The 13,123-nt window shown below is 62.9% G+C and carries 14 protein-coding genes, 1 tRNA gene and 1 other RNA gene; 8 read left to right on the forward strand and 8 right to left on the reverse strand.

Annotated elements, in window-relative coordinates; all coding sequences use genetic code 11:
• Positions 1–81: 81 nt before the first annotated feature.
• On the reverse strand, positions 82–711 hold the full coding sequence (locus OUZ45_RS01440) for a glutathione S-transferase family protein (protein ID WP_266168096.1): 630 nt from the start codon (positions 709–711) through the stop codon (positions 82–84).
• A 150-nt stretch (positions 712–861) separates the two neighbouring features.
• On the opposite strand from OUZ45_RS01440, the gene OUZ45_RS01445 reads away from it, so the two are divergent.
• Both OUZ45_RS01445 and OUZ45_RS01450 read left to right on the forward strand, forming a co-directional pair.
• Positions 862–1,449 carry a TetR/AcrR family transcriptional regulator gene (locus OUZ45_RS01445; protein ID WP_266168097.1) on the forward strand — a complete coding sequence of 196 codons (588 nt, stop codon included), beginning with the start codon at positions 862–864 and terminating at the stop codon, positions 1,447–1,449.
• A 241-nt stretch (positions 1,450–1,690) separates the two neighbouring features.
• Positions 1,691–3,133: a catalase gene (locus OUZ45_RS01450; protein WP_266168098.1), complete on the forward strand. Its 1,443-nt coding sequence runs from the start codon at positions 1,691–1,693 to the stop codon at positions 3,131–3,133.
• Positions 3,134–3,210: 77 nt separating this feature from the next.
• Here the strand turns inward: OUZ45_RS01450 and OUZ45_RS01455 are convergent, their stop codons facing one another.
• Together OUZ45_RS01455 and OUZ45_RS01460 are read right to left on the reverse strand one after the other, a co-directional pair.
• A complete protein-coding gene (locus tag OUZ45_RS01455) occupies positions 3,211–3,762 on the reverse strand; it encodes a response regulator (protein WP_266168099.1) in 552 nt (183 codons plus the stop codon).
• 106 nt (positions 3,763–3,868) lie between these two features.
• The gene (locus OUZ45_RS01460; RefSeq protein WP_266168100.1) at positions 3,869–4,267 is read right to left on the reverse strand and encodes an RNA-binding S4 domain-containing protein; all 399 of its coding nucleotides are present in this window, start codon (positions 4,265–4,267) and stop codon (positions 3,869–3,871) included.
• A 73-nt stretch (positions 4,268–4,340) separates the two neighbouring features.
• Between OUZ45_RS01460 and OUZ45_RS01465 the strand changes: the two genes are divergently transcribed.
• Positions 4,341–4,604: a hypothetical protein gene (locus tag OUZ45_RS01465; RefSeq protein WP_266168101.1), complete on the forward strand. Its 264-nt coding sequence runs from the start codon at positions 4,341–4,343 to the stop codon at positions 4,602–4,604.
• Here OUZ45_RS01465 and OUZ45_RS01470 read toward each other — a convergent pair.
• From OUZ45_RS01470 to htpX, 3 genes are all read right to left on the reverse strand, one after another.
• Positions 4,601–5,506 (reverse strand): AEC family transporter, encoded by a 906-nt coding sequence (locus tag OUZ45_RS01470; RefSeq protein ID WP_266168102.1) that lies wholly within the window; start codon positions 5,504–5,506, stop codon positions 4,601–4,603. The genes OUZ45_RS01465 and OUZ45_RS01470 overlap by 4 nt on opposite strands.
• A 75-nt stretch (positions 5,507–5,581) precedes the next feature.
• Positions 5,582–7,453 carry a molecular chaperone HtpG gene (htpG, locus tag OUZ45_RS01475; RefSeq protein ID WP_266168103.1) on the reverse strand — a complete coding sequence of 624 codons (1,872 nt, stop codon included), beginning with the start codon at positions 7,451–7,453 and terminating at the stop codon, positions 5,582–5,584.
• A 64-nt stretch (positions 7,454–7,517) separates the two neighbouring features.
• Entirely contained in the window at positions 7,518–8,402 is an 885-nt protein-coding gene (gene htpX / locus OUZ45_RS01480) for a protease HtpX (protein WP_266168105.1), read from the reverse strand.
• Positions 8,403–8,798: 396 nt separating this feature from the next.
• On the opposite strand from htpX, the gene gluQRS reads away from it, so the two are divergent.
• Positions 8,799–9,665 carry a tRNA glutamyl-Q(34) synthetase GluQRS gene (gene gluQRS / locus OUZ45_RS01485; protein WP_266168106.1) on the forward strand — a complete coding sequence of 289 codons (867 nt, stop codon included), beginning with the start codon at positions 8,799–8,801 and terminating at the stop codon, positions 9,663–9,665.
• Positions 9,666–9,818: 153 nt separating this feature from the next.
• A complete protein-coding gene (gene phbB, locus OUZ45_RS01490) occupies positions 9,819–10,559 on the forward strand; it encodes an acetoacetyl-CoA reductase (protein ID WP_266168108.1) in 741 nt (246 codons plus the stop codon).
• A 66-nt stretch (positions 10,560–10,625) separates the two neighbouring features.
• Here phbB and OUZ45_RS01495 read toward each other — a convergent pair whose 3' ends face one another.
• Positions 10,626–11,414 carry a tRNA threonylcarbamoyladenosine dehydratase gene (locus OUZ45_RS01495; RefSeq protein ID WP_266168110.1) on the reverse strand — a complete coding sequence of 263 codons (789 nt, stop codon included), beginning with the start codon at positions 11,412–11,414 and terminating at the stop codon, positions 10,626–10,628.
• Between the two features lie 174 nt (positions 11,415–11,588).
• Between OUZ45_RS01495 and OUZ45_RS01500 the strand changes: the two genes are divergently transcribed.
• A complete protein-coding gene (locus OUZ45_RS01500) occupies positions 11,589–11,978 on the forward strand; it encodes a cytochrome c (RefSeq protein WP_266168112.1) in 390 nt (129 codons plus the stop codon).
• Between the two features lie 12 nt (positions 11,979–11,990).
• Here OUZ45_RS01500 and OUZ45_RS01505 read toward each other — a convergent pair whose 3' ends face one another.
• Positions 11,991–12,293, reverse strand: coding sequence for an Mpo1-like protein (locus OUZ45_RS01505; RefSeq protein ID WP_266168113.1), 303 nt, complete (start codon positions 12,291–12,293; stop codon positions 11,991–11,993).
• A 466-nt stretch (positions 12,294–12,759) separates the two neighbouring features.
• On the opposite strand from OUZ45_RS01505, the gene OUZ45_RS01510 reads away from it, so the two are divergent.
• Together OUZ45_RS01510 and ffs are read left to right on the forward strand one after the other, a co-directional pair.
• A tRNA-Ser gene (locus tag OUZ45_RS01510) sits at positions 12,760–12,852 on the forward strand.
• A 66-nt stretch (positions 12,853–12,918) separates the two neighbouring features.
• An RNA gene (gene ffs, locus OUZ45_RS01515) (signal recognition particle sRNA small type) lies at positions 12,919–13,015 on the forward strand.
• The last annotated feature ends 108 nt before the right edge of the window (positions 13,016–13,123 follow it).

Below are 13,123 nucleotides of genomic sequence, written 5' to 3' on the forward strand. Positions count from 1 at the left end.
AAGCTCGCGACGACCTACTCCCTCCCTTGCTCGCAGGGGAGGGCTGGGGAGGGGTAGGCCCTTGCGATAACGCCACCCAGATCAAGCCGCCGCAGACATCGGCTCCGGGAACGGCTCCCGCCATGCCGGAATCTCCATCAACCGCTCGTGCCAGCGCGCGATGTTGGCGAACCCTTCCACCGGCAGGTGTGATTCCTTCGCCCACGGCAGCAGCGTGCCGGCGCCGAAGTCCGCAATGGTCAAGCGATCGCCGACCAGGTAGGTGCGATTCGCGAGATGGGCATCGAGCACGGCGGCGAAGCGCCTGTAGAACTTGGTGGCTTCTTCCACCGCGGTGGGATTCGGTTGACCCAGGCCCAAATACGGCTTGACGTGATTCTCGAAGTACAGCGTGCCGCCATGGCGCGAGAAATGCGCGATGTCCCAGGACAGCCAGCGCAGCACTTCCACCTGCTGCGCGGCTTCGCTCGGCCACAGGTCCGAGCCGGCTTTCACCGCCAGATGCGCCATGATCGCCGTGCTCTCCCACAGCCGCAGGTCGCCATCGACCAGGACCGGCACCTTGCCGTTGGGATTTTCGGCAAGGAAATCGGGCTTCATCTGTTCGCCCTTGCCCAAGTCGACCCGGATGTACTCCACCGGCGAACCGAGATACTTGGCAACCGCGCAGGCTTTGCGCGGGTTCATCGTCTCTGCGTAGTACAGCTTCATGGCACTGCCTCCATCCAGGGTTGGGGGAACTAGGCGCCACCCGGGAAGCGGCGCTGCCGGCAGTCTGGCAGCGGACAAAATATGTTCAAGAACATATTCATTCGCCGGAGTAGGCTTCGGCCGTCCCCTGTTCCCACGCGAGCACCCGCCATGCCCTATACCGCCGAGCACAAGCTGAAAACTCGCGCGCGCATCGTCGAGTGCGCGCGCGAACTGTTCAATCGCCGTGGTTTCGCCGACGTGTCCATCGACGAAATCATGCAGCGCGCCGGACTGACACGCGGCGGTTTCTATAACCACTTCAAGGCCAAGGAAGAGCTGTTCGCCGAAGCGATTGCCGCCTACCAGAACTTCAACCCGGCACAACGCTGGAAGGAGTTCACCTTCGACACTGCGCACGGCGGCGGCCCACATGCCCGGCAGATGGTGAACGCCTACCTCTCGAATGCGCACCTGGAAGACATCGAAGGCCATTGCCCGATGATTGCCCTGCCCTCCGACACCGCCCGCGCGGGTCCGCAGGTCAGGCAGGCCTATGGCGACCTGCTGGAGCGCATGGCTGGCATCCTCGCGGAGGGCATGTCGGTGCCGGACGATATCGACAAACGTCAGCGCGGGCTCGCTGTGGCCGCGCTTTGTGTGGGAGGCATGGTGCTCTCGCGCACCATCGACGACCTTGCCTTCAGCAATGAGATCCGGGAAGCCGCACGCGCGATCGCGCTCGAATTGGTGGGCTGAACGCATCCGCCGTCATCCCGTCGTGTTACCCACGGGAAGCAACGGATCCGTCACGTGAACTTCACCGTGGCGATGGTGAATGGCGGAGCCGATCGCCGTGCATTCGCCGCAGCGCATTCATAGCCATAGCCTATTGGGTATATCGAAACAATCGAATTCAATCTATGGTCCTACCTGCGTAGATTCGAACCCAAGCCAGCCGACGCCAGCCCTTCCCCACAGCGCCAACCAGGAGCCCCGCATGAGCGCCCACCGACGTACTCTCACCACCTCTTCCGGTGCCCCTGTCGCCGACAACCAGAACAGCCTCACGGCCGGTCCGCGTGGCCCACTGCTGGTGCAGGACCACCAGCTTTTCGAGAAGCACGCCCACTTCAATCGCGAGCGCATCCCCGAGCGCGTCGTGCATGCCAAGGGTTCCGCGGCGTTCGGTACGCTCACCATCACTCACGACATCACGAAGTATTCCCGCGCCAAGGTGTTCAAGCCGGGCAGCACAACGCCGCTGTTGCTGCGCTTCTCAACCGTCGCCGGCGAGCGCGGCGCAGCCGATGCCGAGCGCGACGTGCGCGGCTTCGCCATCAAGTTCTACACCGAGGAAGGCAACTGGGATCTGGTGGGCAACAACACGCCGGTGTTCTTCGTGCGTGACCCGTACAAGTTCCCTGACTTCATCCACACACAGAAGCGCGATCCGCGCACCAATATGCGCAACAGCACCGCGATGTGGGATTTCTGGTCGCTGTCGCCGGAATCGCTGCATCAGGTCACCATCCTGATGAGCGACCGCGGTTTGCCCGCCAGCCTGCGCCATATGCACGGCTTCGGCAGCCACACCTTCAGCTTCTGGAACGACCAGGGCGAGCGCTTCTGGGTGAAGTTCCACTTCAAGACCCAGCAAGGCATCGAGAACTGGACGAACGAACACGCCGCCAAGGTCATCGGCGAGGATCGCGAATCGCACCAGCGCGACCTGTACGAAGCGATCGAGCGCAAGGCATTCCCGCGCTGGACCATGTACGTGCAAATCATGCCCGAGGCCGATGCGGAGAAGACTTCATACAACCCGTTCGACCTCACCAAGGTGTGGCCGCACAAGGATTACCCGCTGATCGAAGTGGGTGTAATGGAACTCAACCAGAATCCCGCGAACTACCACGCCGAGGTCGAGCAATCGAGCTTCTCGCCGGCCAACGTGGTACCCGGCATCAGCCACAGCCCGGACAAGATGCTGCAGTTCCGCATCTTCTCCTACGCCGACGCGGCGCGTTACCGCTTGGGCACCAATCACGAGCAGCTGGAAGTGAATCGCCCGCGTTGCCCGGTGCACAACTACTACCGCGACGGCCAGATGCGCTTCGACGGCAACGGCGGCGGCAGCGTGAATTACGAGCCGAACTCGTTCGGCGGCCCGATCGAAGACAAGTCGGTGAAGGAGCCGCCGCTGAAGATTTCCGGCGATGCCGACCGCTACGATCATCGCGCGGGCAACGATGACTACACGCAAGCTGGCGATCTGTTCCGACTGATGGATGCCGGCCAGAAACAGCAGCTGTTCGACAACATCGCCGCAGCGATGCAAGGCGTGCCGGAAGAAATCGTGCGACGCCAGCTAGGCCATTTCGCCAAGGCCGACCCCGCCTATGCGGCAGGTGTAGCGAAGGCGCTCGGCCTCAAGCTCTGACGCTGGCAACTACGTAGACGCCAACGGCCCGCCAAGCGGGTCGTTGGTTTTGTCACGCGGAAACCTAAAACAGGCTCTTAGGCAGCGATACTGGCGACCGTCGTCTCCGGCACGACGCCCCCTTCAGTCATCCGTACCGGCACGACTTCACGCGCGATTTCGCGGGCGGCAAGACGTCCCGACAACACCAGTTTGTGGATGCAGGTCGTGACTTCCGCACGGCCGAACGGCTTTTTGATGAAATCGTCAGCACCGAACCGCTGTACGTAGAACTGCTCAGTGGCCTGTTGGTTACCACTGATCATCACGATCGGAATATCCCGCGTCATGGGGTCGTGACGCAGCGCGCGTAGCACAGCAAAGCCATTGATACCCGGCAGCACGATATCCAGGAAGATCATCGCGGGCTGCTCGTCGCGGGCCAGCTCCAGGGCGCTTTCGCCATCGAAGGCCTTCAATGGGGCATAGCCTTCCTGATCAAGCATCTTGCCCAACACGGCCAACAGCGTGGGAGAGTCGTCGACCATCAACACGCGGCTACCCTCCGGCGCCTGCAGCCGAAGTGGCGTGACGCGCTCGTGCGTAGCCGTACTGCCAAGCAGGCGTTTCAAAAAACCGATTCCAGTCATGACGTGCTCCCCCGCAGGTGCTCTTGCGCATGAAACGGTACATCGCGTAGCCGCTTCTTTGCGCAAATGCTCCCTCAGATTGGCACCACAAACTGCGATGCGTTGCTCAACTGGAGCCCTTCAAACGCCGTAATTCCCTCCTATCCTGCTTATCAGGACGCCCTGCAGGGGCATTCGCGCCGATCAAACGGCGTTGCTCGCGCATGGCGTCGCGTGCCAACTGGCTCGCTTCGGTCTCGCGATAGAGGGCTTGTGCCACGCTCGCCGGGCCGCGCCGTTCAGACAAGGCCAGCACCTCGACCTCCAGACGCTCCTCGCCACGGGTGATCTTCAACCTGTCGCCCACATGCAGGGCTTTGGCAGGCTTGCAGCCGGCATCATTCACATCGATCCTGCCGCCATCGATCGCCTGTTTGGCGAGGCTGCGGGTCTTGAAAAAGCGGGCAGCCCACAGCCAGACGTCGGCGCGGACTTCGTTCGTGGCAGGAACAGACGGGGATGGCATGACTGCATTATCGGTCAGGCAGCTACAGCTGACATGATCGGCCCACCGAAAGTCTGACCGACGAGGCATCACGATGGATGGGACAGCATACCCATGGGTTTGGGCGGCCCTCACGTTCGTTGCAGGCTTCCAACTGGCCAGAGCCATCTATCGCCGCGATAGCCCGCACACGACGCACCCCCTGCAGGAGGTCAGCGATGGTGATATCGATGCGGCGATTCGAGCAAAGCAGACGATTGAAGCCATCAAGCTTTATCGCCAGCGCACTGGCTGTGATTTGAAGGAAGCACGGCAGGCGATCCAGACACGTGCAGGACAACTGGACGTTACCCTCTAGACACCGCCTAGCCATGCACTGCCCAGCGGCACGGTCAAGAGCGACAGCACGATACCTGCGCCCAAAACAGTGTTCGCCAACGGCGGCTCCAGACCGTATTCGTCCGCCAGGATCGCCGCAGAGATCATCGGCGCCATCGCCGCTTGCAGCACGCCTACTGTCAGCACCAGGCCGCCCACGCCTGCCGCCGCGCCCATCGCCAGGCACAGTAAAGGCGCCAGCACCAGCTTCCAGCCCAGCCCCATACCCAGGGCGATGGCCTGGCGCTCGCCCAGATGGAATTTGAACTGCAGCCCCACCGAGAACAGGGCCAGCGGCGTGAGCGTGGCACCGATCGGCGCGAATACGCCGTCGAACAACGCTGGCCAACCGCCGAGCAAGCCGACAACGATGCCCACCACGAGCGAAAGAAAAGCCGGAAAAGTAAGGACGCGCCGCACGATCACGCGAGGCTGTGGGGTGCGCCCCGCATACAGCGAAGCCACCACCACGCCGGCCGAGGCAAGCAACGGGAAACAGCCAAGCTGGTCGGCCACCACGGCCAGCGCCAGCCCTTCCTTGCCATGCATCGCCTGCATCATGGGGTAGCCCATGAACGAGGTATTGCCCAGACCACAGACCACCGTCAGCGCGCCGATGCGGCCGCGCGACCAGCCCAGCCAGCGCCCCAGCAACGCGAACAACAGCCACGCCCCGAAGAACACGACCCACATCGTCGCCACGAGGAACCATAGCTGCGCGTCGAACGCCACCTTCGGTATCAACGCCAACACCAGCGCCGGCAAGGCGACGTGGACAACCCACCAATTGATGCCGTGGACGATGCCAGCTGGCGGTTTGGCGAAACGTGCAACCAGCACGCCAAGCACCAGACAGGCGAACAGCATCAGCAGCGAGGCCATGGTGCTCTCTTCAAGAAAAAAGGCGGCCGCAGTATAGCGGCCGCCTTTCGGGTCCTCGTGGATGTCCCGCGTGAGCTAACCGAGCAGCACCCGATTCATGCGCTGCACGAAGGCCGAGGGATCGGGCAGCGGCGCACCGGCTGCAATCTCTGCCTGCTCCAGCAGCAGATTGGCGAGATCCTTGGCCTTGCCTTCGTCGGCCTCAGCCTCGACTCGCATTAGCAGTGCGTGCTGCGGATTGATCTCCAGCGTGGGCTTGCTCTCTGGCATGTCGTGGCCGGCTTCGCGCAGCAAGCGCGCCAGATGCGGCGCCATTTCATAGTCGGACAGGGCCAGGCAGGACGGCGAATCGGTCAGGCGCGCCGAGACACGCACGTCGGAGACGCGATCGCCCAGCAGGTCCTTGAGCTTCTTGAGCAGCGGTTCGGCCGCCTTGCTGGCCTCTTCTTGCTGCTTCTTATCCGCCTCATCCAGTGCCAGCTCGCCCTTGGCGACGTTTTTCAGCTTCTTGCCGGCGTACTCGTTGAGGCTGCCGAGCATCCACTCATCGATGCGGTCGGACATCAGCAGCACTTCGATGCCCTTGGCCTTGAACGCTTCGAGCTGCGGGCTGCCAATAGCCGCGGCATGACTGTCGGCAGTGATGTACCAGAGGGTGTCCTGGCCCACGGCCATGCGCCCGATGTAATCGTCGAGCGACACGCTCTGCGCACTGCCCTCGCCCTTGGTCGAGGCGAAACGCAGCAATTTGGCGATGCGCTCGCGGTTCGCGTGATCCTCGGCAATGCCTTCCTTCAGCGTGTTGCCGAAGGCTTTGTAGAAGGTGGTGAACTTCTCGGGCTCATCGCGAGCCAGCTTCTCGATCAGGTCGAGCACGCGCTTTACGCACGCCGCCTTGATGCGATCCAGCTGACGATTTTGCTGCAGGATTTCGCGGCTCACGTTGAGCGGCAGGTCGTCCGCGTCCACCACGCCGCGCACGAAGCGCAGGTAGTTCGGCAGCAACTCTTCAGCCGCGTCCATGATGAAGACGCGCTTGATGTAGAGCTTGAGTCCCTTGCGCTCGTCGCGCCCGCCCATCATCAGATCGAACGGTGGCTGCGAGGGCAAGTAGAGCAGCGTGGTGAAGCTCTGGCTGCCTTCAACGCGGTTGTGCGTCCAGGTCAGTGCATCGTTGAAATCGTGGCCGAGCGATTTGTAGAAGCTCTGGTAGTCCTCGTCGCTGATCTCGGACTTCGGCTTGGTCCATAGTGCGGAGGCGGCGTTCACCGTCTCCCCTTCGTCGCCGGGCTTGCCGTCCTTTTCGAGCGGCAGACGGATCGGGAAAGCCACGTGGTCGGAGTAGCGGGTAATCAGGGATTTGAGCGTCCAGGGCTTGAGGAACTCGTCCTCGTCGGCCTTCAGATGCAGGATCACGGTCGTGCCGCGCTGAGCCAGTTCCACTTGCTCGAGCGAATACTCGCCCTTGCCGTCGCTCTCCCACTTCACGCCCTCGCCAGCCGGCGCATCAGCGCGGCGGCTCAGCACGGTGACGCGGTCGGCCACGACGAAGGCGGAATAGAAACCCACGCCGAACTGGCCGATCAGATGCGCGTCGGTTTTCTGTTCGGCGCTCATCGCTTCAAGGAAGCGGCGCGTGCCGGAACTGGCGATGGTGCCGATGTTGGCGACCACCTCGTCGCGGTTCATGCCTACGCCGTTGTCGCGCACGGTAACGGTGCGCGCTTCCGGATCCCAGCTCACGTCGATGTGCAGCTCGCCGTCACCAGCCACCAGCTCCGGCTTGGCGATCGACTCGAAGCGCAGCTTGTCGCAGGCGTCGGAGGCGTTGGAGATCAGCTCGCGCAGGAAAATTTCCTTGTGCGAGTACAGCGAGTGGGTGACCAGGTGCAGCACCTGGGCGACTTCGGCTTCGAATTTGCGGGTTTCGGCGGGTGCGAAGGTCATGGAGGCTTCGTTGATAGGTGGTGTTGATAAGGAATGGAAACGGCGTGAAGGGGCTACTCGCCCATCATCCCTGTCGTTGCAATGCGGCGACGCGCTCTTCCAGCGGCGGGTGGCTCATGAACAGGCGTTTGAAGCCCGGGGCCAGGTGTCCGGCAATACCGAACGCCGCCATGGTCTGCGGGAGGGTGCTTTCGCCGTGATTGGCCTGCAGGCGCTGCAGGGCCGAGATCATCGAACCGCGACCGGCCAGCTTGGCGCCAGCGGCGTCGGCGCGGAACTCGCGCCAGCGCGAGAACGCCATCACGATCATCGAGGCGAACAGGCCGAACACCAGCTGCAGCACCATCACCGACACGAAGTAGCCGATGCCGCCGCCACGCTCGCGTCCGCCGGAGAGCCAGCTGTCCACCAGCCGGCCAACGATGCGCGCGGCCACGATCACCAGCGTGTTGAGCACGCCCTGGATCAGGGTCAGCGTGACCATGTCGCCGTTGGCGACGTGGCCGATCTCGTGGCCGAGCACGGCGGAAACCTGCTCGCGATCCATCTGCTGCAGCAGACCGCTGCTCACTGCCACCAGCGAGCTGTTCTTGGTCATGCCGGTGGCGAACGCGTTCATCTCCGGCGCGTCGTAGATGGCGACCTCGGGCATGCCGATGCCGGCGTTCTGGGCATGGCGGCGCACGGTGTCGACCAGCCAGCGCTCGGCGTCGTTCTGCGGCTGCTCGATGACCCGGGCGCCGGTGGACATCTTGGCGGTCCACTTGGACATGGCCAGCGAGATGAAAGCGCCGCCCATGCCGAACACAGCGGCATAAGCGAGCAGGCCTCCCATACCGCCATAACCACGGGCGGCGGCCCACTGATCAATGCCGAACAAACGGCACACGATGGTGAGCAGGGCAAGAACGGCGATATTGGTAAACAGGAACAATGCGATGCGACGCATGGCTGTCTCTCGGGCAGTCATGAAAGGGGATGCGGCTTTCGCCGCAGGGAAAGGATCGTGGCGATGCGCCGCGGTTTCAAGGGTTAAGGATGCTCTGATCTATTCCACGTACCCGGCATGACGTCCAGAAGGCCCGCGGGGTGTGTTGCGTGGCGCAGGGCAGACTGGCTGTCTGTTCAAGCCGCGCGGCGCAGCCTGCAGGCCTTCTGGACGTCACCCCATCATTCAATTCAACACGTGGGGCCGCCCTGTATGCGCGCAGCGCTTCGCCCCAGCGGCTCGACAGACAGCCAGTCTGCCTTCACCGCTGCGACAAACCGCTGCGCGCATACAGGGCGGTGACGGGTGCGTGGAATAGATCAGAGCATCCTTATGTCTGGACCGTAGAATGGAAGGATGAGTTACCGCGGACGCTTCGCCCCCTCTCCGACCGGCCACCTCCATTTCGGTTCCCTGATCGCCGCCCTGGCGAGCTGGCTGTGCGCGCGCCGAGCCGGCGGCCACTGGCTGGTCCGGATGGAGGACATCGACCCGCCACGCGAAGTCCCCGGCTCGGCGTCGAGCATCCTCGCCACCCTGCCTGCCTTCGGCCTCGTCGCCGACGGGCCGGTGCTCTACCAATCTCAGCGCATGGCGGCCTATGACGCGGCCTTCGAGCAACTACGGGCGGCCGACCAGGTATTCCCTTGCTGGTGCAGCCGGTCGGACTTGGCCGAAGTGGACGGCATGCACCGGGATGGACGCTGCGTAGCGGCACCGGACCACGATCGGCCGCCAGCGTGGCGCCTGCGGGTGCCGGATATGGATATCCGGTTCGACGACGCGCTACAGGGCCCGCAACGGCAGAATCTGCGCGAATCCGCCGGCGACTTCGTGATCAAACGGGTCGAGGGTTTCTACGCCTACCAGCTCGCCTGCGTGGTGGACGATGCCTGGCAGGGCATCACGCAAGTGGTGCGCGGTAACGACCTGCTCGACTCCACGCCGCGACAAATCTGGCTGCAGCGCTGTCTCGGGTTAGCGACGCCGAGTTATCTGCACCTGCCACTGGCGCTGGATGCCAGTGGCCGCAAATTATCCAAGACCGAGCGCGCCCATCCCGTGGACCCGGACGAACCGCTACCGGCTCTGCGTCGGGCGCTGAGCTTCCTCGATCAATCGGTAGCGAAAGATCCCGCGAGCGTCGAGGCGTTGTTGAACCACGCGCTCGCGCATTTCGACGCTGCATCTTTGCCGCACTGCAGCGACCGTTCGGCGGCATAAACCGCTATAAAGAAACCGCTGCCATGACCCGACGCACAACGCGACCGGCAGCGTGCTTCCCGTAGACGAATTGCCATGTTGAACCTGTAAACATGGCGCGGCCCGGTAGCACGATCGGGTCGAATAGATATTACGGACTACTGGAGACAAGGCATGACGCAGCGTACGGCATTGGTCACGGGTGGCACGGGTGGCATCGGCACCGCCATCGTTCGGTATCTGGCCCGTCAGGGGCATCGTGTTGCCACCAATTATCGTGACTCAGCCAAGGCAGACGCCTGGCGCCAAGCGATGACACAGGAAGGGATCGACGTGCTCTTGGTGCAGGGCGACGTCGCCGATCCGGCATCTTGCGAAACCATGGTGCGAGAAGTGGAGGCCAAACTCGGCCCGATTGAAATTCTCATCAACAACGCTGGCATCACACGTGACACCACCTTCCACAAGATGACCTATCAGCAGTGGACGGATGTGGTGAACACCAATCTCAATGCCTGCTTCAACGTCACCCGTCCGGTGATCGAGAGCATGCGTTCGCATAAGTGGGGCCGCATCGTGCAGATCAGCTCGATCAACGGCCAGAAGGGCCAGTACGGCCAGGCCAACTACGCGGCGGCCAAGGCCGGCATGCATGGCTTCACCATCTCGCTGGCGCAGGAGAATGCCAAGTTCGGCATCACCGTGAACACCGTCTCGCCCGGCTACGTCGGTACCGACATGGTGATGGCCGTGCCGGAGGAGGTGCGCGAGAAAATCGTCGCGCAGATTCCCATCGGCCGTCTCGGCAAGCCAGAGGAAATCGCCCATGCGGTCGCCTTCCTCACCGGCGAAGAAGCAGGCTGGATCACCGGCACCAACCTGGCCATCAATGGCGGCCACTATATGGGGTGGTAAGAGGTAAGAGGTGAGAAGTGAGAGAGGAACTCGCTAGTGCGTGGCTTCTATCTCGCTTCTCACTCACTACTCACTCCCTAGCAGCTTCTCCATCACCTTGCCGACCGCCGCAAAGGCGAATGCACCGGTGACGTGGGTCGCAGCGCCGAGACCACCGCCGCAAGCGAGATTGAGCGCATCGCCACCCGGCGGTCGCGTGCCGCATACCGTGCCGTCAGGCTGCGGGTACTGCACGTTCTGCAGCGAATACACGGCCGACACACCGAAGTAGCGGTCCGGATTGCGCGGAAAGCCGAAGTCCTGGCGGAGCTTCTTGCGGATCAGACTGAACATCGCATCGTGTTCGGTGCGGGAAAGATCGCGCACGCGGATCTGGGTGGGGTCAGTGCGGCCACCCGCCGAACCCACCGTCACCACCGGCAATTTGCGTCGGCGGCACCAGGCGATCGCCTCCAGTTTCACGCGGAAGGCATCGCAGGCGTCGAGCACTACGTCATAGCCGCGATCGAGCAGCTCATCCAAGGTGGAAGGCGTCAGGAAACGCTCGATCGCATCGATCTCGATCGCTGGATTGATGGCCTTGGCGCGCGCGGCGATCACCCCGACCTTGGACTTGCCGTACTCGCCATCCAGCGCGTGCAACTGCCGGTTGGTATTGGACACGCAGACTTCGTCCGCATCGATCAGCGTGAGCTTGCCAACGCCGCTGCGCGCCAACGCCTCTGCCGCCCACGACCCCACGCCGCCAATACCGATCACGCAGACGTGGCCCTGCTGCAGCTTGTCGACGCTGCCGACGCCATAGAGACGCTCCACGCCCTGGAAGCGCTCGGCCGGAAATACGACCTCGCTCATGCCGTCACCACGACGGATGCACCGTGCCGGGTTGAGCAAAGGAATCGATGGCCAGACATCACGAACACACTCCAGAGACTTGCGGGACTCGCCATTCTATCCGAGCACGGGACAGGCGCTCGAAAGGCCTGTGCTACCCTCCCCGCTCCTTCAAACCACGTATGGGTACCACGCATGCGCGCAGCGCTCTTGATCGTCCTGGGACTGGCGATAGGCATCATCGGCACGGTCTTCGCCATGAACGCCATCAAGCAGCGCAACCCGTTTCCGCATGCCGTGATGGTGGTGATGGCGCATCATCTGGGCGATCTGCGCAACGCTGTGAAAACGCAGCGTTGCGAGGCCACGCAGAATCGCGAACAGCTGGAGCGCCTGCTGGCCGCTTCGTCGGATATCGCGCCGGCTTTCCCTGGTGTCGAACAGGGCTTCGTCGACGAGGCGCGGCATCTGCACAACCAACTCCAGGCCGCCGTACAGGCCGCGCCAACAGATTGCGCCACGCTCACCGCGGCTATCAAGCCGGTGGGTGAGGCTTGCCAGTCCTGCCATCAGAAATACCGCTGAGCGCCTGCGGCTTTAGATCCGAACTTTGCCGCGCAAGATCTGCCAATACATCACCCAATCGCCCATCAAGCTGTAAAGCGGATGACGAAAGGTGGCAGGTCGGTTCTTCTCGAACGCGAAGTGCCCCACCCAGGCAAAGCCATACCCGGCGACCGGTGCAAGCCACAGCCAGGCCATGCGTCCTCTGACCAGCGCCAGCGCGACCACCAGCAACACCAGCGTGCTGCCGACGAAGTGCATGCGTCGGCAGTTCCGGTTGCTGTGTTCGCCCAGATAGTACGGATAGAACTCGCGGAAGCTGGCAAAGCCGGACATGCGTTTTCCCCGTGGTGCAACGATGTCAGCGTAATCCGCAGGCCGCTACGATGCATGCGCGGCCGCAGCATTTAAGGATGCTCTGATCTATTCAACGCAGGCGGCATGATGCCCAGAAGGCTCGCGGTGCGTGTCGCGTGGCGCCGGGAAGGCTGGCCGCCTTAGCAAGCTGCGCGACACGCACCGCGAGCCTTCTGGACATCACCCCGTCTTTTAGAATTCACATGTGCGGCCGCTGCGTCAGCTCGCCTGCGGCCCGGGCGCCGCCTCGACAGACAGCCAGTCTGCCTTCGCCGTCGCCCGGGCCGCAGGCGAGCTGACACAGCGGTGACGCCTACGTTGAATAGATCAGAGCATCCCTTGGGTGCCTGAAATACGCAGTCCGGCTTGTCTGAATTCCGGCCTGCCATTATCATCTCCTCTCTTTGCCGGGCCTTGATGACCGGCAAGGCGATTTCACCATCGCGGAGAGGTGTCCGAGTGGTTGAAGGAGCACGCCTGGAAAGTGTGTATACGGCTTATCCCCGTATCGCGGGTTCGAATCCCGCCCTCTCCGCCAGTGAGTGAAATCGCACAACGGTCCTGACCGTTGTTCTGGGCAGCAGCCCAACGTCTATGGTGGCCCCGTCGGTCCCCCCGCGACGATAGTTCGTAAACTCCGCCAGGCCCGGAAGGGAGCAACGGTAGCGAATGATTCGGGTGCCGGGGTGTGGCTGGCGGGGCTGCCGCCTTTCTGGCGGTCGCAATGTCCGTGGTTACCCACATGATGCTGAGGTCAATACTGACTTGCTAGTGTCGACTTGGCACAATCGGTTCTCGCCCCAAGGTAA

It is taken from the genome of Dyella subtropica (assembly GCF_026283965.1).
GTDB lineage: Bacteria > Pseudomonadota > Gammaproteobacteria > Xanthomonadales > Rhodanobacteraceae > Dyella_D > Dyella_D subtropica.